The sequence below is a fragment of the Acetonema longum DSM 6540 genome (genome assembly GCF_000219125.1).
GTDB classification, from domain to species: Bacteria; Bacillota; Negativicutes; order Sporomusales; family Acetonemataceae; genus Acetonema; species Acetonema longum.
The window spans coordinates 56248-72587 of record NZ_AFGF01000053.1 but is presented as its reverse complement, the minus strand read 5'-3'; the positions used below and the strand labels follow the sequence as shown (position 1 = coordinate 72587).

Genomic DNA, 16340 nt, shown 5'->3' with positions numbered 1-16340 from the left:
TTTTGTTGAGTTCCGCCGCGGCGAATCCTCAGTGCGTACCGCAGCCGTGACTGTCGCCATGATGATGAGAATGGCCGCAGCCATTGCCGGCATCTACAAGCTTGCCGCGTAAGTAAAGATCTACCAGAGTTTCCGGCGTCTCTTGCGGGGCGCCGCAAATGACTGTAACGCCGTGTTGCCGCAACATACTCCGGGCCCCTTCTCCCATGCCGCCGGCTAAAACGTCGGTGCAGTCCAGATCAGCTATCCAGTTGGGAATGACACCGGGAGCATGAGGCGGCGGGGTTAGGATTTCTTGTTTCGAAATCTTGCCGTTATCCACAGTGACAACAGCGAATGTTACACAATGCCCAAAATGCTCACTCAGTTTTCCCTCGGCTACAGGAATGGCAATTTTCATGTAAATCACACCTTTCTGCTTTTTGAAATATATTTCATGAGTGGGCTAAAAAATTCATCTTCAAATTATGAACCATATTTCATAATTAATATATAATATTTATGGAGGAATGTCAATAACTTAACTATCATTACGGGAAAATACCGGTTTTCATTGAAGGGAGATTAGTACAAGGCGAGTCAGGAGTTGTTTGATACGTTTTGAGCATTTATAATAGAGATATTCACTCTATAGGGATTGATCGCAGCCACACTATACAGAAAATTTCAGTGGATAAAGATGAGGAGGCACATGAAATTGAATTTGGAATCCATTCGCAGCAAGTCACCAGGTGTCCTGTTGGTGGCATTCATTGCTATTCCCGCTTGGCTGATTGGTAAAATGCTCCCCATTATTGGCGGCCCGGTATTAGGCATTTTATTCGGCATGATTTTGGCATCCTGGCAACGGCCCGCCCGCTTTGAAGCGGGAGTAAAGTACACCTCAAAACAACTGCTGCAATATGCCATCATCCTGCTAGGTTTTGAAATGAACTTGTTTAACGTTTTAGCCGTTGGCAGTCAGACGCTGGCGTTGATGATCTTTACCCTGACAGCCGTTTTCGTTACGGCCTATATTGCCGGACGGCTGTTGAACATTGACAGCAATACTCGGACCTTGATCGGTGTCGGTACCGCCATCTGCGGCGGTTCGGCCATAGCGGCCACCGCGCCGGTCATACGGTCCACAGATGAAGAAGTAGCTCATGCCATTTCTACTATTTTCTTGTTCAACGTGATCGCAGCCTTTGCATTTCCCCTGATGGGGCATGCTCTCGGCATGAGCGACCAGGCCTTCGGCCTTTGGACAGGCACTGCTGTTAATGACACATCATCTGTGGTTGCTGCCGGCTATTCCTACAGCAATCAGGCCGGCGACTTGGCAGTGATTGTGAAACTCACCAGGAGTCTGATGATTGTGCCTATTACTCTGGTTCTGGCCTTGTATACTTCCCGCAGTTCAGCCGGCTATGAACCGGCCGGGAAAAATAACGGCGGCTGCCGGATTGCTGCCATTTTTCCCTGGTTTATCCTCGGGTTTCTGGGCGCATCGGTTATTAACACCTTTTTCGCCATTCCCTGGGATATAAACAGTCTGATGGGTCAAACGGGCAAATTCGTCATTATCATGGCCATGGCGGCTATCGGACTGAATACCAACCTGGTCAAACTATTGAAAAGTGGCGGAAAATCTCTGCTGTTGGGCTTGATTTGCTGGGTGGTGCTGGCCGTGACGGCTCTGGGACTGGAGTCTATCCTATTTGAAATCTGATTAGGATGAAAAGCTATTCTTGACATTGCTATAGACTCATGCTATGATCATTATCAACCAATTCAATATCAACTCTTATCCAGAGTGGTCGAGGGACTGGCCCGATGACGCCCGGCAACCGGCAGGAAACTGCGGAGGTGCTAATTCCAGCAGGAAGAAATTCCTGGCAGATGAGAGGAAAGCGTTGCATGTAAACTCCTTTCCTTGAAAGGAGTTTTTTTTATTGCGACAGAAAAAAACTCTGCGGAACAGATTTTTTTCTTGTCTCCCGGCATCGCCTCAGCTCTGGAAGAGGAAAGAAGGAGGCCTTTATTTATGAAAATCAGTTCCAAAGTTGTGCAAGTGGGCGTGAATACTGACGCCCGGACCGGCGCTATCAGCACGCCGATTTATCAGACGGCCACATTCCGTCATCCGGCGCTGGGGCAAAGTACCGGTTTTGACTATTCCCGGACCCACAATCCCACCCGGCAGGTTCTGGAACAGGCCATTGCCGCTCTGGAAGGTGGCAGCGGCGGTTATGCCTTTGCTTCAGGCATGGCTGCGGTTACAGCGATCTTGATGCTGTATCGGGCCGGGGATCATCTGGTGGTAGTCGAGGACTGTTATGGCGGCACCTATCGGGTCCTGGAAAAGAATTTTCAGCCGTTTGGCCTGACTACCACCTTCGTGGACGGCAGCCGTCCGGAAGAAATAACTGCCGCCATTAAACCTAATACTAAAGCAATTATCGTAGAAACTCCTACCAATCCTCTGATGAAAATTGTGGATATCCGGGCTATCGTCAAGATTGCGGCTGCCCACGGTCTGCATACGGTAGTCGATAACACCTTTCTGACGCCTTATTTTCAGCGCCCCCTGGAGTTGGGAGCGGATCTGGTGGTTCACAGCGGCACTAAATACTTGTCCGGCCACAATGATGTGCTGTGCGGCCTGGTTGTGGCTAAAGATTCCACACTGGCCGAGAAGGTGAAATTTGTGCAAAATTCTACCGGCAATGTGCTGGGGCCCTTTGACAGCTGGCTTTTAATCCGGGGAATGAAGACCCTGGCCCTACGCATGGAGAAACACAACCAGAACGCCCTGACGGTTGCTCAGTGGCTGGAAAAACACCCTCATGTAAAGACCGTCTATTTCCCTGGCCTTGTCGGCCATCCCGGCAAAAGCGTCCACGACAGCCAGGCCACAGGTTCCGGCGGTATGCTGTCCTTTGCGGTAGACGATCCGAAGCTGGTGCCCCAGGTTTTAAAGAAGGTAAAGATGATTCAATTTGCCGAAAGTCTGGGCGGTGTGGAAAGCCTGATTACTTTCCCGGCAGTTCAGACTCATGCCGATGTGCCGCCTGATGTGAGAGAAAGATTGGGCATCTCTGACCGGCTTCTGCGTCTGTCAGTAGGCATCGAAGATGCCTGGGATATTATCGCCGACCTGGAACAGGCCCTACAATGAAAGATGGAGGAATTTTGATGCTGCCAAAAGATCTTACGGTGAATTCTCTGGAGCGGGCTGTTTTGGCTCAAATTGAAGATAGTATCAGGAAAATTGAGCATGGTTCTATCACTCTGATTGTGCAGGATGGGCGTTTGATCCAAATGGATGTGATCCAAAAAGTGCGCTTCACCGCCGCCCCGGAAAAACCGGACAAAGGATCGCCAAAACACAGTGAGGCTAAGGTTAGTCTTAGCGGGCAAGTCGCCGCCGCCCTGAAGGGGATGAAATTCGGCCAGGTAGTCCTTGTCATTAAAGACGGCCGCATCGTGCAGGTGGAACGCACCGAGAAACAGCGCTTTCCGAACTTAGAAGGGATATATGGCGAAGGAATATAAGAATTCGTTTGTCATCTTGACATGAAGCTTATCTTGTGCTAATCTTAAAGAAATAAATCACGGCAGCTGATCAGAGATACTGAAGGCTAAGTAAATGTCCGTTCGGATATTTTCTTAGCTTTTTATTTTTCAGACTGCTGCCGGCGGGCGGGTCAGCCGCAAAAAAATGACCGAAATCCTAATTTCATGGCCATACTATATGGAAAAATAGATGAGGAGGCACTACCTATGAGTAAAGTAGCAAAAAATTTAACCGAATTAATCGGCAACACACCCTTGCTGGAAGTGGCAAATTACAACCGTTCCCAGGGACTTGGCGCCAAGCTGCTCGTCAAGCTGGAGTACTTTAATCCCCTGGGCAGCGTCAAGGATCGTATTGGTTATGCTATGATTGCCGACGCCGAAAAGAAAGGCCTGATCAACCCGAAAAGTGTAATCATTGAGCCTACCAGCGGCAATACCGGTATTGCTCTGGCCTTTGTAGCGGCGGCCAAAGGATACCGTCTCATTTTGACCATGCCCGAAACCATGAGCGTGGAGCGGCGCAATCTCCTAAAAGCTCTGGGAGCGGAACTGGTACTGACGCCGGGAGCAGAAGGCATGAAAGGCGCTATCCGCAAAGCGGAGGAACTGGCAGCCGCGACGCCGGACTCCTTTATCCCTCAGCAGTTTAAAAATCCTGCCAACCCGAGTATTCACCGGGAAACAACGGCGGAAGAAGTCTGGCGCGATACTGATGGGCAGGTGGATTTCTTCGTAGGCGGGGTTGGCACCGGCGGCACGATTACCGGGGTGGGCGAAGTGCTTAAAGCCAGAAAACCCGGCTTTAAGCTCATTGCCGTAGAACCAGCTGATTCACCGGTTCTGTCCGGCGGCAATCCCGGTCCTCATAAAATCCAAGGGATTGGGGCAGGCTTTGTGCCAGATGTGCTGAATACCAAGATTATTGATGAAATCTTCCAAGTCAAGAATGAAGATGCTTTTGTCACAGTCCGTGAACTGGCGAAAACCGAAGGTCTGCTAGTTGGAATCTCCAGCGGCGCCGCCGCTTTTGCCGCCACTCAGCTGGCCAAACGGCCGGAGAATAAAGGCAAGACCATTGTAGCGCTCCTGCCGGATACCGGTGAACGGTACCTGTCTACGACCTTGTTTGAACAGCCGTCTTAAACCGGTCTCCCAATAGCTTATTATACAGATTTTTTCAGACAGTAAGATCTCTGGCGGAGGTCTTACTGCTTTTTTCTTGTCCCGACAGAAAAAAGTTCAGCAAAGCAGATTTTTTTCTTGTCCCGACAGAAAAAAAGTTTTGCAAGGCAGATTTTTTTCTTGTCCATCAGAGGTTGTGAACGACTCGACTGCGGCATGTTTGCCGCTAAATTGTGCAGAATATTTACAGAGATTCCGTTGGATTTCTTGGGAGACAGAGGGAGGGATAGTGTGAATATGGAGCCGTTGGAGCAAGTGATGGACGCGCTGGATGTAGAAACATTTTTCGTCTGCTCCGGTGAAGCGGAAGGGCGGGAGCTAATGCTGCGTCTCTTGAAAAATTGGGGTTTCAGAGATGTCGATATTGTTTTTATTGAATTCCAGGGAACGGGTGCCCGGGTCCGGGGCCGGGCGTATGTGTACCGGTTCGATGAAAAAGAACCATGGTTGCTGGGCCAAAGGGGATGACGCCATTATACGGCGGCAGCTGGACCGGGCGTATAAATTTCCATATTTAGCTTTTCACAGTGGCGGCAGAAGGAGTGATGCTGGCCGGCGATGAAATATATAAGGACAGAATGACCGGCCGGCTGACCGGAGACTAAGGTATGGAGCGGGATAGCAGTGCTAAGTGATAAGGAAAAGTTGGAATATGATATGCTGGTCATTATCCGGGAAGCGTGCCAGGCGATTGGCTGCGGCGCAATCTGCGTTCAGCTGCAGGAACAGGGTCATTCGATCAGTGAAGCCACGGTGGGGCGGCTGCTGCGGGACCTGGACCGGGCCCGCTATACCGCTAAAACCGGTTTTCAGGGGCGGACGCTTTCTGCTGCCGGTGTGGAACGCTTAGCGCATCTGGCCAGTAAACAACGGGGCATGCAATGGGGTGTGGAATTTGCCGCCGCTTTGCAGGGGCATACCAAAGAGCAGCTTTTGGAAGTGCTGGTGGCCCGTCGGGCCATTGAAAGCGAACTGGCAGCCCTGGCCGCCGTCAATGCGACTGCAGCTGAGGTGGAGAAATTGGACAGCATCATGGAAGAGCAGCGCCAAATCATAGCTGCCGGCGGCGCAGCCGCTCAGCTGGATGTGGACTTTCACGCCCTCATTGCTCAAATGGCGCGGAACCGGATTTTGATGGCTGCTGTGGCCTTGATCCGGCAGGACGATCAGCTGTCTCCCGTTCTGGAACATATTCGCAGGCAGGTGAACAGTGCGGCTTATATTGATCACCGCAAGATATATCAGGGCATTGCCGGCAGCAGCCCGGTGACAGCCCGACAGGCTATGACCGAGCACATTGACAAGCTGATTGACGATGTGGAGAAGTATTGGGAACAGTCAAGCCATGCATAATAAAGCGACCCCTCCGGTTGGGAAGGGTCGCTTTATTATGCATTAAAACAGCTTTTTCAGCTTATCTTTCAGTTTGTCTTCCAATTGGTCTTTCTTAGCTTCCGCTTTAGCGTTAATTTTGTCTTCCAGTTGTTTTTTCTTGGCATTAGCCTCCTGCTGATATTTGTCAGCCAAAGCTTGCGTCTCATTGACTTTGCCGTTTAACTGCTGTTCATATTGTTGCCGTTTGCCTTCCAGTTCCTGTTGCTGTTTCTCCAGCCTGGCATCCACCCGGGAGCGAATCTGGTCGGTGTATTTGTTCACTGTTTCTCCCACGATTGCCTTGAATCGGCCGGCGATGATGTCGTCTAAGTTGGAGGAAACTTTCATTTTTATATTCTGGCCGATTTTCTCCAACTGATATTTAATATACAGTTGGTCCAGCTTACCCAGTTCCTGACGGATCAGCTTGGCAATTTCATCCTTGGAATGGGCAGAGACCGGTTCATCCGCGGCATAACTGCCGGTAATATTGCTCCCGGTGAACGTCATAGTCAGAGCAAAGACGTCCGGTCGCAGACTGATGTCGGTGGTCACGTTGCCGCTGCCGGCAGTCAGCGCTTGGGGCAGATAAGGACTATCCGGCAGTTTGAGACCTGGCAGTGAGAAATTATAGATTTGGACCTGGATCTGGTCATGGTAATCCGGACCGGTATGATTGATGATGCCATGCAGGTCCAGTCTAGCCTTATCCGGGGATTGCCCCTGGAGAGAAACGTTCATCGGTTTGCCATATACAGCCGGTTCCGTGGTGAAACCGTCTAAGGCGCCTTTGGCATAATATCCGTCGGTTTCACCGGCAACTCCCTGGGTGGAAATGCCGATATGCTTAATTAAAAGCTGGGGATAGGTTTGGCGACCGGGAAAGATGATATCCTGACCTCCCCGAACATGCTCTTCTTTTTCCGGGCTGTTCAGTTCCACCGGTATCGAGGTCTGAATTTGGTCCGCCAAACCGACAAAAAGGGTTGTTTGGTTCAACAAAAAGTCGCCGAACAAAGCCTCGCTGATATTAAAGGCCGAAGCGTCAGGCAGCTTGGCCATTTTTAGCAGAGCATGATAATCCTTGTCTGCTGTTTGCCGCAGATCTTTAATATTGGTTGTAAGTGAACTAAAATCCTGTTTGAGTTCGTTGCGGGTGGCGGAAATCTGCCTGACGGCAGCCTTGCCAGTTTCCTGCATGGCTTTTAGCTCATCCAGCTGCTGTTTGAGGACCAGAGGATCGGAGGTATCCAGCTTGAAATTCCTGAGTTTGCTCTCCATTTCCTGAATCTGTTTTTTTGTTTGTTCCAGAGCCGTCAGGTTTTGCTGCCATTTTTCTTTTGAGGCCTCAATCTGTTTTCCTGTTGCCGCCGCTGCCGTATCGGTTTCAAACTTATGGCTGGCAACCAGTTGATCTACGTCAACTTGACCGGCCATTTGGCCGGGGTCCAGCATCGGAATGGCGGCGATGCCTTCATGAAGCTCAGACTGAGCCTGACCGAAAGGGCCGGGCAGAAGGGCTTGTTCCAGTTTGCCGTCGGATGAGCGAGGCGTGTTTAAAATCAAGTCGTCAATATTGATTTCTTCAATGACGGTTTTGCCTGAAAATAAGGGTTCCAGGGCGATTTGGGCCCGCAGGTTTTTGGCCTCCAGTAAATTCCTCCAGGTGTTGGAAGGATTGGTGACAGCTACTTTGTCAATTTCAACGGCTGTTTGGCTCCAAAGGATGCGAAATCCGTTCACCTCCGCATCAACACCGGTGACTGCTTCAATCGAACGTTCCAGCGTCCAGCCCAGAGCTGAGTCCAAAAAGAAAAATCCCAGGACTCCGAACAGCGCTGTCAGGGCCAGGATGATATAAAGTGCTTTCCAGCGCATGGCCTATTCTCCCATCGATTTAAATGTGACTTTTTCATACCATTGAAATAGAGTATTGGCGCGGACCCATTGCACGATTTTCAGTTTTTCCACCCTTTGGGCCCAATGTTTCTGATAATAGACGACAAATTTGGTAAAGACCAGGTAAACCGGGCAGAAGAGAACCAAGGACACAACCAGGCTGCCTAGTACCACGGTGTTGTAGAACCGGGTCAGAGGAGCGATGGGGATATTATAGAGATAGGTCCAGACGGGTGTTAAAAATTCGACTTTGACCAACAGGAAATAGCCTATGGCATGAAACAGCGGGTCCAGTAAATAAGCAAAGCAGCTAAAAACAAAGATACTGAAGAAAGCGGCGCCGATATTTACGTTGACCAGCAAAATCAGGCAATATACCAGGAGAGTTTGCAGCGAAAGCGCGGGCGTAAGGCCGATGATCGAACCTAAGGCAAACCCACCTGCCATATGTTTTGGCTCATTGCCGGAGTGTAAAATCTTGAAGGTACGGAAAATTAAATCAGCAAGCCAGACCAAAGTAGCACACCTCCCTTAATATGTAATAAAATGTCGTAATTGGGATGGTAATAGTATTCAATGCCAAATATATCTTTCCTGCCGGACTTCGATCCCTGGGAGCAATAAAAGAGATAGCCCTCTGCCGGAAAATTATCTCTTTTATTATGGTTTTCAATTTTCATTTGACGCTGATGATCAGACCGGCGTCTTTCATGCCGCAGATGTTTGGATCATAAAATTCTCTACGTCAAAGAAGAAAAACTGCACAATATGTAAATCCATTACGTAAAATATATTAACATAAGATGAAAGGGGTGCTGCGATGTCCCGCTGCTTCTTTGGGAGAAGAAGAACTCCCGTGCCAGTCATACCGGTTGCTCCGGCTACAGCAGCCGTTCAGCCTATGCAATTTTTGACTCCATATTATTTACTAACGCAAATCAGCCCGATTGTTCAGTATGGTGTCGGGGAATTGTCCCTGACTAATCCCACCCATACCATCACTGAAACAGCCTTGATCGCTTATTTGATGGGTTTAGGCTTTGATTACAGGACAGCATTAGCTATTGTAGAGTCCTGGGAATGCAATCAAGCACTGCTCCGGGACGGATTGCTCTGTGAAGCGCCGGCGAATGAGTAGTTCTTTGGAGAATTTGGTTTCGCTGCAAGTAAGTGGCGAAACCTTAATTTTTTCGGGCTAATATCCTGTCGTCCAGAAGCGCAGGGGTTTATATCTTGTGACTTTATAGAATAGAGGATATACTTGGTAAATGAGAAAAATTAACGCAGAAAGGATTTTTAGTGTGAAACGAATCGTAGCCATAACGAGTATGTTGATAATATTAGCGGCGCCACCGGCGGTGTATGCCGCCAATAGTAACGAGGATGCGGCGCAAAATGACGTTCAAATCAGCCTTAGCACTTGGGTAACGACCGGCAGCAATGTATGGACCACATATTATCCTTATCCGTATTCCGACCAGCACATATCCCGGTTGGAATTTCCCATGGACGGCGTTTTTATGGTGCTGGACGCGAAAATAAATCTGAGTGAAACTGAGGAAATCGGGATTTCCTATGGCAGAAAAGGGGCGAAAACAGGGACTGGATATGATAGCGATTGGATGCCTGATGTTCCCGAGACGGATCCTGATAATTATGATCCTGATTATGACGGACGGAAGTTTTCCTTAAGCCAGTTTGACACTCGCAGCAAATCTCAATTCTTTACGGTGGATTACTATCTCACTATGGAAAAAACTGAGAAAAACAAAACCCAATTGTTTGCCGGATATCAGTATCAGAAGAATTCTTTTCGGATGACTAACGGTGTGCAGGTCATCGGTAATGGCGTGACAATGCCGACGCCGGCTCCCGGGACAAAACTGACCGAATTGAATTCTACTTGGGATACTACATACTCGGGGCTGCATCTTGGCATCAAGGAGACCAGACAACTGGGGCAAAAGCTTTCGGCAACCGCTAAAATCAGTTATGCGCCATCTTTGCAGAACGACAATGAGGGATGCTGGAATTTAAGACCTATGAACTTCAGATTGGAAGGAGGCAAATCCGAAGGCTATGATGCGGCAGTGGGCCTTACCTATCAATTTAACTCCGATGCGGATGTTAGTGTAGGCTATCGGTATGCCGAGCTTCGCCACAAGAAAGGTGGCTATCAGGTGGCTGACGACGATGTCTACTATCAAAACTGGGAAGAGAAGAGTAAGTCCGAGGGGTGGCTGCTGAGTTTTAACCACAAGTTTTAACGGATATGGGATTTGAGAAAGGAGCACTATGAAACAAAAGAAAATACCCCACTGGTCGATTTGTCAGGTGGGGTGCTTAAGCGCACAATTTGAAATTCAATTCGCCCTGGAAGCCCTATAGATCTAACCATCTTCGCTATAGGATTTATAAGCGGGGTTTGCCGCTAGATTTTCAGATAACTTATGTTTGTACCAATTTGAAACTCGGTAAATACATCAGCGTCGGTCAGAGTCATGTATTTTCTAACGGTTTCGCCTAAGTCACCTTCTATTCCCGCTCCAATAAACATTAGTTCCGCCGTATGTAAGGTCATAATTTCTTTGAGTAGAAGCGAAGGGACGCTCTGATTGGTTCTTTTGCCATAAAGTAATATGATGAATGAAAAAGGAGATATTATGCAACAACGGTTTTATTTTTGCCCAAAGTGCGGCGGGAAGCTTTCCTGTTTGCCCTACGATCAGCGGGAGAGACTAACCTGCGAAAGTTGTCATTTTATCATGTATGAGAACCCGATTGTCGGAGTAGCCGGTATTTTAATCCAGGAAGACCGGATATTGCTTGGGCGACGGTCACAGTCATCGACTTATCCCGGCCTTTGGTGCATACCCTGCGGCTACGTGGAATATGAGGAAGAAGTGCGGGAAGCTCTGAAACGCGAGTTCGGGGAAGAAACAGGCTTGCGCATTGAACCGCAAAATGTGTTCGCTGTGCTATCCAACTTCCATAATCCCGCCTGCCACACAGTCGGAATTTGGTTTATCGTCACTCAAACGGGCGGCAGTCTTACCGCCGGGGATGATCTGGACCAAGCGGCATTTTTTTCTCTCGACGCTATTCCGCCCCTGGCTTTTCCCACCGATGCCACAGTGATTGACATGCTGGCAAAAGGGCGCAAAATAGGGGAATTCTCCGTCGCCGGTAAATAGGAACATACGATTTCTTGTTCCGTTGATTGAGTAGTAGGAGTGACAAACCCCCCTTCTCTCACACCACCTATCATGCGACCTTGTACTAGGTGGTTCCCCAAGGTTGACACAGTTTAATTTTTTACTTAATCCGCATACGCCAGATAGGCCAAATGTCTACTGCATTATTTTGCAGTAGACATTTAGTATGATATGAAGCGGTAAACTTACTTTTTCGAGAGAATCTATTTAAATCCGTGGACAGAAAAAGTGACCAACATGCAAGTACCGGCAGTAGAGGAGGATTCCACCTGCACTGTGGCGCCTGCAATTGCTACAGGTTCTTTTTCGGTAATGCAATAGTCATGGACTTGTTTCAAGATCAGATTTCTACTATTTTTCCGTCACTGGCTGTTTCGATATCGACGCCGCGGAGCTTGTCCAGCATGTCGTTGTTCATGTGAGTAAAGATGATTCTCTGTGCATTCAATTCGTGCCAGTGCTCTTTGAGCGTCATGTAGTCCATGTGATTTCTTACTTTTTTCTCGAAGAAATAGGCTTCCGCGATAAAGAGAGCAGCCTCATGAGCCGCAGCAAACAATGAATCTGTCCACTCCGTATCCCCGGAATAGGTAATCAATTTTCCCTGAAAACCTATTCTCAGTGCAAGCGAGGTCAACGTCGCCCCGTGCGATACGGGGAAAGGCGTGACACTGATCCCATTGACGGTATCCGCCTTGCCCGGCTCAAGTTCCTTGATCGTTACTGGAAACTTCCTCTCTACGATGGACGAGCCGGGGAACGAGGCTTCCATGATTCGGGGATACCAGTCGGACGTTCCTGGCGGTCCTGCGATTGTGAGAGGCTGTGTCCGTTTGCGGTTTAGTTGCGCATCCAGGACAAAGAACGGAATGCCGCCGGCGTGATCGCCGTGCAGGTGGGAAAGAAAAATAGTAGAGATACTATTCGGGTCGACTTTGTATTGATTTATCGAGATCATTGAAGATGCACCACAATCGATCAAAAACTGGGTTTGGCCTGAAATCAGGATGCAGGTTTGCAGCCTTCCACCGCTGCCAAAAGCATCTCCCGAACCTAGAAACTGAATGATTACTTTATCATTCATGCTTTTTGCTCCTTTGCATAGGGTACAGTTCTGCGCGATCCATCTTTCTTCTCCTTTCTTACGGGCATTGCTTCTTTTTCGGAATTACAATTGTAAGACTGGCTTATATTGAAATGATAGCAAGGATAGTGTGCCATAACAATACTAATAATTTCTATGAGGTATCATTGTTATTGCCAAGCGATTATAGACGTATGTATTGCAACAACAAGAAAAGAAAAAATGTCTTAACATGTTGGACTTATTTCTTGTAAATGCTGATTGGCCAGATCAGCCACCTTACTGCAAATATGGACAGACCGCCGGCGATTGCCCAATAAACAGCATAGGGGCCGGATAGATCATTGAGCGTATATCCGGCCAACGGTCCCAAGGCGGCGCCAATATCAATGGCGAAGGAATACGCCGACATAAAAGTTTTGGGAGGAGAACAAAAGGCGACATCACAGGCAATAGCGTCGATAATCGTTGTGAGAACCGTTGCCGTCAGGAGAATAATAAGAATAAGCAGCAGCCACCATTCTAAGGGCAATGGCAAAGGGAGCAGGGAGAATGATACGGCAGCGAGGATAAGGGTTGCAGTTAATATGGTGTTGCGACTGTATTTGCCGTCGGATAGTTTACCGGACAATGGGGCCAGCCAAGGTTCCCACCCCCAACGCAAAGCTTGCAGAGTACCGGCCAGAGATGCAGCGCCGATCGTGGTGCCGAAGAGCAAGATGGGGGAAGAGTTATGAACCTGGATCAAATAGCTCAGCGTCGCCGTAAATGTTCCTTGATAGACCATGGCGATAAACAGCCCAGTCAGCAGAGTCCAAAGCACATTTGCGTTGATGAGGGCTGATACATCCAGGGACTTGTTTGTGTCCGGCGCATGGCCGCTTGGACAGGCAAACAACTGAAAGGTGAAGGGAATTGCCAAAAAGGTCATAAATCCGAACAATATGGCTGTAACGCCAACACCATAGCGGTCAGCGAGAAAGCCTCCTGTCAGCATACCTACCAGGCTCCCTAAACGATAGAGGCCGTTATACATACCCATGTAATGGCCTCGATTATTTTCGCCAGTTACTTCAAGGATGGTAAAATAAGCGCCTAAGCGTAAAAAAGTCCAGGCGAGTCCCCATATACACCGCAAAATCAGCCAAAGTACGAACCCTTGTACAAACGCATAGGAAAAGGTTGTGCAAACAGCCAGTATTGCCGCGAAAGTAAGGCCGCTCCGGCTGCTTATCCTGCCATAGAGCCAACTGACCAGAGGATTTAAAGGCAGTCGTACAATGCGGTTGACTGATAACAGAATACCTACTTCCCATAAGGAAGCCAGCCCTACGTCCTGCCAGTGTATCGGCAAAACGACGTATAACATGGAGTCGCCGAGCAGGCATGCCGCTGTAAGTAAAGAAATGACAATAACGGATTTTTTATTTGCATCCGCCTGGTTAGCCAAGATATTTCCTCCTCTATATGCATAGTTGCACGTTTGTTAATTTCATGTTAATTTTAAATAAAGAAATATTGCTTGTAAATCAAATGTATTTTGTAAAATATCTTAAATATTTCTATATTTAAGATTTGAGGAGGCCCATTCATGTATGCTGCAGGAATTGAAGCATTTCTGGCTATTGTGCAGACCCAGAGCTTAAAAAAAGCGGCTGAAGTGCTAAGTTTGACCCAAGCTACCGTCAGTTATCGGCTGAAAACCCTGGAGCAGGAAATGGGGGCCATCCTTGTTGAGCGAGGAAAGGGCAGACAAAAGATTGCCTTATCTCCTTTTGGCGAGAACTTCATTGCTATTGCCGAGCGATGGCAGGCGTTAAAACGGGATACGGAGAAACTGCAGGCAAGCGGTCCCCAGTTAACCCTTTCCATCGGCGGATCAAACAGCCTTAATACATATGTTCTTCCGCCTCTTTATCGATCTTTAACCCAACATAGTCCGAGAATACGCCTCCAATTCCGCACGCAACATTCCGGGGAACTATGGGATACATTGGAACGCCGGGAAATAGACGTAGCTTTCGTAAAAATGGAAAGAACGGTGCCCAACATTGAAGTGGAACCGTTCTTTGTCGATGAGGCCGTATTGATCAGGCCGGCGACGCCCGGAAGCGGCGAGTTGCAGCCAATACATCCGACTGTGTTGAGCTCAGAATATGAAATATATTGGAATTGGGGGCCGGCCTTTCAAGTGTGGCATGACCGCTGGTGGGATCCTCTTCGCTCAGCGTCCGTTTCGGTCGATGTTTCCGGGCTAATTGTTTCGCTTATGCGAGACCCCAGGCAATGGTCTGTTGTACCTAAATCGGTAGCTGACACTTTCGTCCAGTCGGGACAGATCGTTATCCAACGACTGCTGGACCCACCGCCAGAGAGAATATGTTATAAAATCACTCACAAGCACAGCAAGCCTTCTGTAAAAAAGAGTCTCGATATTTTGAATCAGTATATGACTCATTTGTTTGCGCATGGGTCAATAATGGCTTAGCGGCGAAGCAGTCGAACATGGCAAGGGGAATATAAACAGAATCAGCATTATTTGCCTTGCAACCGCTGCACAGAAAGTAAAGGAGATATTACTGCATTTTTACAATCTATGCCTGCTAAACTGCTGAAATAAAGGCTGTTACAAAACTCGGTTATGACGCAAATTTAGCGATGATTCCGAAGAAAGCAAACCTTCACAGACGACAAAGACAAAAGCAAAGATAAGGACCAAAACAAAGACATCAACAACTAAAATGAAGTGATGCGCTGAGTGCGTGACCGGAATTATCTTATTTTTTTAGCAGTCTTATCAGCTTGGCAAAGGCGCTTGCCAAACGTCGGCCACGCCGCAGTAACTCCCTGGATTCCTGCAGTTGATGGATCATTCTTGCCTTTAATGCTTCATTTGATTTTATTACGTTGCTTTCCATGATTGTTCCCCCTTTTTTCATAATGACGGCGAGATCAGCTGCATGGGCAATGAATTGCATTAATTGTCCATGCAGCTGCGCCCACAGTAGCCGCTGCGATTCACCATCGGGGTTAATGATATTTATCCGGTCCCTGAATATATGATATTTCCAAACCTCAAATGCGAGCACAAGCGGCAGCACGATTGACATGGTGATAGTCATGATTTTCAAAGTTAAGATGTTAGAAGCCGAGTTGTAAACGGTAAGGCTCCAGTCCGGGCTCAGGCTGGACACGATAACCCTGGGAAACAGGCTGACGAAGATAGCCAAAACAGCAGAAACAATAGCAGCGGTACTGCACAGAAAACTTAATGCATATTGCTTTTTCTGCAAACAACGGCAGCAGTAAATCAATGATAATAACAATGCGGCCACAGCCATAACGGGAACAAGCTTTGCTGCCAAATCCGTGTACAGGAAGGACAGGATGATAAATCCCGCGGATACAAGTACCGCGTACTTGCCGGTAATCAGGCCGATTTTTCTGACCTGCGGCACCAAATAATGATCCACCCGCAAGGTAAGGTAAATCGATCCGTGCAGCAGGAACAAGAGCAGGAAGACCAGGCCGCCTGTCAAGGAATATAAATTTAGCAAATCGCCGAAAGAACCTGCATATTGCATTTCATGATCAATTGGCAGACCGGCAAGAAGGTTAGTAATGGCGATTCCCCAAAAAAAAGCGGGCACCATACTGCCAAAAAATATCGCCCAATCCCAAAATGTCCGCCATTGCCGGTTGTTGTCCTTATCACGAAATTCAAAGGCTATGCCACGCAAAATCAAGGTCACGAGGATGAGCAGCAGGGCAAAATATAAACCGGAAAATAAAGTGGCATAGACGTGCGGAAAGCCGGCGAACAGTACTGCACCGGCGGCGATGAGCCATACTTCGTTTCCTTCCCATACCGGGGCCAGAGTCCGGAGTATGGCTTGTTTCTCGCTGTCTGAATTTCCGATGAAAGGAAGAAGCATGCCGGCGCCATAATCAAAGCCTTCCAATAGCAAATATCCCAGGAATAAAAAACCGAACATGCCAAAACATACTGTGTTTAAATCCATGGC

The 16340-nt window shown here is 48.2% G+C and carries 16 protein-coding genes and 1 riboswitch; of the genes, 10 read left to right on the top strand and 6 right to left on the bottom strand.

What is annotated here, in order from left to right:
* Positions 1 to 28: 28 nt before the first annotated feature.
* Complete coding sequence (locus ALO_RS06975) at positions 29 to 400, bottom strand: NifB/NifX family molybdenum-iron cluster-binding protein (protein ID WP_004094191.1); 372 nt, start codon at positions 398 to 400, stop codon at positions 29 to 31.
* Between the two features lie 291 nt (positions 401 to 691).
* Here ALO_RS06975 and ALO_RS06970 point away from each other — a divergent pair, with 291 nt between their 5' ends.
* The 6 genes from ALO_RS06970 to ALO_RS06945 all read left to right on the top strand — a co-directional run bounded on the left by ALO_RS06970 (position 692) and on the right by ALO_RS06945 (position 6096).
* Entirely contained in the window at positions 692 to 1711 is a 1020-nt protein-coding gene (locus ALO_RS06970) for a YeiH family protein (RefSeq protein ID WP_004094190.1), read from the top strand.
* Between the two features lie 72 nt (positions 1712 to 1783).
* Positions 1784 to 1888, top strand: a riboswitch (SAM riboswitch).
* 138 nt (positions 1889 to 2026) lie between these two features.
* The gene (locus ALO_RS06965) at positions 2027 to 3160 is read left to right on the top strand and encodes a trans-sulfuration enzyme family protein (protein WP_004094187.1); all 1134 of its coding nucleotides are present in this window, start codon (positions 2027 to 2029) and stop codon (positions 3158 to 3160) included.
* A gap of 17 nt (positions 3161 to 3177) precedes the next feature.
* The gene (locus ALO_RS22045; RefSeq protein ID WP_004094185.1) at positions 3178 to 3537 is read left to right on the top strand and encodes a YezD family protein; all 360 of its coding nucleotides are present in this window, start codon (positions 3178 to 3180) and stop codon (positions 3535 to 3537) included.
* 228 nt (positions 3538 to 3765) lie between these two features.
* The gene (cysK, locus tag ALO_RS06955; protein ID WP_004094184.1) at positions 3766 to 4704 is read left to right on the top strand and encodes a cysteine synthase A; all 939 of its coding nucleotides are present in this window, start codon (positions 3766 to 3768) and stop codon (positions 4702 to 4704) included.
* 276 nt (positions 4705 to 4980) lie between these two features.
* A complete protein-coding gene (locus tag ALO_RS06950; protein WP_004094181.1) occupies positions 4981 to 5211 on the top strand; it encodes a hypothetical protein in 231 nt (76 codons plus the stop codon).
* Between the two features lie 156 nt (positions 5212 to 5367).
* Positions 5368 to 6096 carry an FCD domain-containing protein gene (locus ALO_RS06945; protein WP_004094177.1) on the top strand — a complete coding sequence of 243 codons (729 nt, stop codon included), beginning with the start codon at positions 5368 to 5370 and terminating at the stop codon, positions 6094 to 6096.
* Between the two features lie 42 nt (positions 6097 to 6138).
* On the opposite strand, the gene ALO_RS06940 is transcribed toward ALO_RS06945, so the two are convergent.
* The gene (locus ALO_RS06940; RefSeq protein WP_004094175.1) at positions 6139 to 7995 is read right to left on the bottom strand and encodes a TIGR03545 family protein; all 1857 of its coding nucleotides are present in this window, start codon (positions 7993 to 7995) and stop codon (positions 6139 to 6141) included.
* Positions 7996 to 7998: 3 nt separating this feature from the next.
* Positions 7999 to 8532: a TIGR03546 family protein gene (locus ALO_RS06935; RefSeq protein WP_004094174.1), complete on the bottom strand. Its 534-nt coding sequence runs from the start codon at positions 8530 to 8532 to the stop codon at positions 7999 to 8001.
* A gap of 340 nt (positions 8533 to 8872) precedes the next feature.
* On the opposite strand from ALO_RS06935, the gene ALO_RS06930 reads away from it, so the two are divergent.
* From ALO_RS06930 to ALO_RS06920, 3 genes are all read left to right on the top strand, one after another.
* Complete coding sequence (locus ALO_RS06930) at positions 8873 to 9154, top strand: hypothetical protein (RefSeq protein WP_050806984.1); 282 nt, start codon at positions 8873 to 8875, stop codon at positions 9152 to 9154.
* Positions 9155 to 9317: 163 nt separating this feature from the next.
* Positions 9318 to 10283 carry an omptin family outer membrane protease gene (locus ALO_RS06925; RefSeq protein ID WP_169313133.1) on the top strand — a complete coding sequence of 322 codons (966 nt, stop codon included), beginning with the start codon at positions 9318 to 9320 and terminating at the stop codon, positions 10281 to 10283.
* Between the two features lie 396 nt (positions 10284 to 10679).
* On the top strand, positions 10680 to 11210 hold the full coding sequence (locus ALO_RS06920; RefSeq protein ID WP_004094165.1) for an NUDIX hydrolase: 531 nt from the start codon (positions 10680 to 10682) through the stop codon (positions 11208 to 11210).
* Between the two features lie 361 nt (positions 11211 to 11571).
* On the opposite strand, the gene ALO_RS06915 is transcribed toward ALO_RS06920, so the two are convergent.
* Together ALO_RS06915 and ALO_RS06910 are read right to left on the bottom strand one after the other, a co-directional pair.
* Complete coding sequence (locus ALO_RS06915) at positions 11572 to 12315, bottom strand: MBL fold metallo-hydrolase (protein WP_004094164.1); 744 nt, start codon at positions 12313 to 12315, stop codon at positions 11572 to 11574.
* Between the two features lie 241 nt (positions 12316 to 12556).
* Positions 12557 to 13765, bottom strand: coding sequence for an MFS transporter (locus ALO_RS06910; protein ID WP_004094163.1), 1209 nt, complete (start codon positions 13763 to 13765; stop codon positions 12557 to 12559).
* 141 nt (positions 13766 to 13906) lie between these two features.
* Between ALO_RS06910 and ALO_RS06905 the strand changes: the two genes are divergently transcribed.
* Positions 13907 to 14803, top strand: coding sequence for a LysR family transcriptional regulator (locus tag ALO_RS06905; protein ID WP_004094162.1), 897 nt, complete (start codon positions 13907 to 13909; stop codon positions 14801 to 14803).
* Positions 14804 to 15092: 289 nt separating this feature from the next.
* On the opposite strand, the gene cydB is transcribed toward ALO_RS06905, so the two are convergent.
* Positions 15093 to 16337, bottom strand: coding sequence for a cytochrome d ubiquinol oxidase subunit II (cydB, locus tag ALO_RS06900; RefSeq protein WP_004094161.1), 1245 nt, complete (start codon positions 16335 to 16337; stop codon positions 15093 to 15095).
* Between the last annotated feature and the right edge of the window lie 3 nt (positions 16338 to 16340).

Excerpts from the sequence above, each read along its gene's own strand:
- ALO_RS06975 (WP_004094191.1), bottom strand. The coding sequence starts at position 400 with ATGAAAATTGCCATTCCTGTAGCCGAGGGAAAACTGAGTGAGCATTTT.
- ALO_RS06970 (WP_004094190.1), top strand. The coding sequence starts at position 692 with ATGAAATTGAATTTGGAATCCATTCGCAGCAAGTCACCAGGTGTCCTG.
- ALO_RS06965 (WP_004094187.1), top strand. The coding sequence starts at position 2,027 with ATGAAAATCAGTTCCAAAGTTGTGCAAGTGGGCGTGAATACTGACGCC.
- ALO_RS22045 (WP_004094185.1), top strand. The coding sequence starts at position 3,178 with ATGCTGCCAAAAGATCTTACGGTGAATTCTCTGGAGCGGGCTGTTTTG.
- cysK (WP_004094184.1), top strand. The coding sequence starts at position 3,766 with ATGAGTAAAGTAGCAAAAAATTTAACCGAATTAATCGGCAACACACCC.
- ALO_RS06950 (WP_004094181.1), top strand. The coding sequence starts at position 4,981 with ATGGAGCCGTTGGAGCAAGTGATGGACGCGCTGGATGTAGAAACATTT.
- ALO_RS06940 (WP_004094175.1), bottom strand. The coding sequence starts at position 7,995 with ATGCGCTGGAAAGCACTTTATATCATCCTGGCCCTGACAGCGCTGTTC.
- ALO_RS06920 (WP_004094165.1), top strand. The coding sequence starts at position 10,680 with ATGCAACAACGGTTTTATTTTTGCCCAAAGTGCGGCGGGAAGCTTTCC.
- ALO_RS06915 (WP_004094164.1), bottom strand. The coding sequence starts at position 12,315 with ATGAATGATAAAGTAATCATTCAGTTTCTAGGTTCGGGAGATGCTTTT.
- ALO_RS06905 (WP_004094162.1), top strand. The coding sequence starts at position 13,907 with ATGTATGCTGCAGGAATTGAAGCATTTCTGGCTATTGTGCAGACCCAG.
- cydB (WP_004094161.1), bottom strand. The coding sequence starts at position 16,337 with ATGGATTTAAACACAGTATGTTTTGGCATGTTCGGTTTTTTATTCCTG.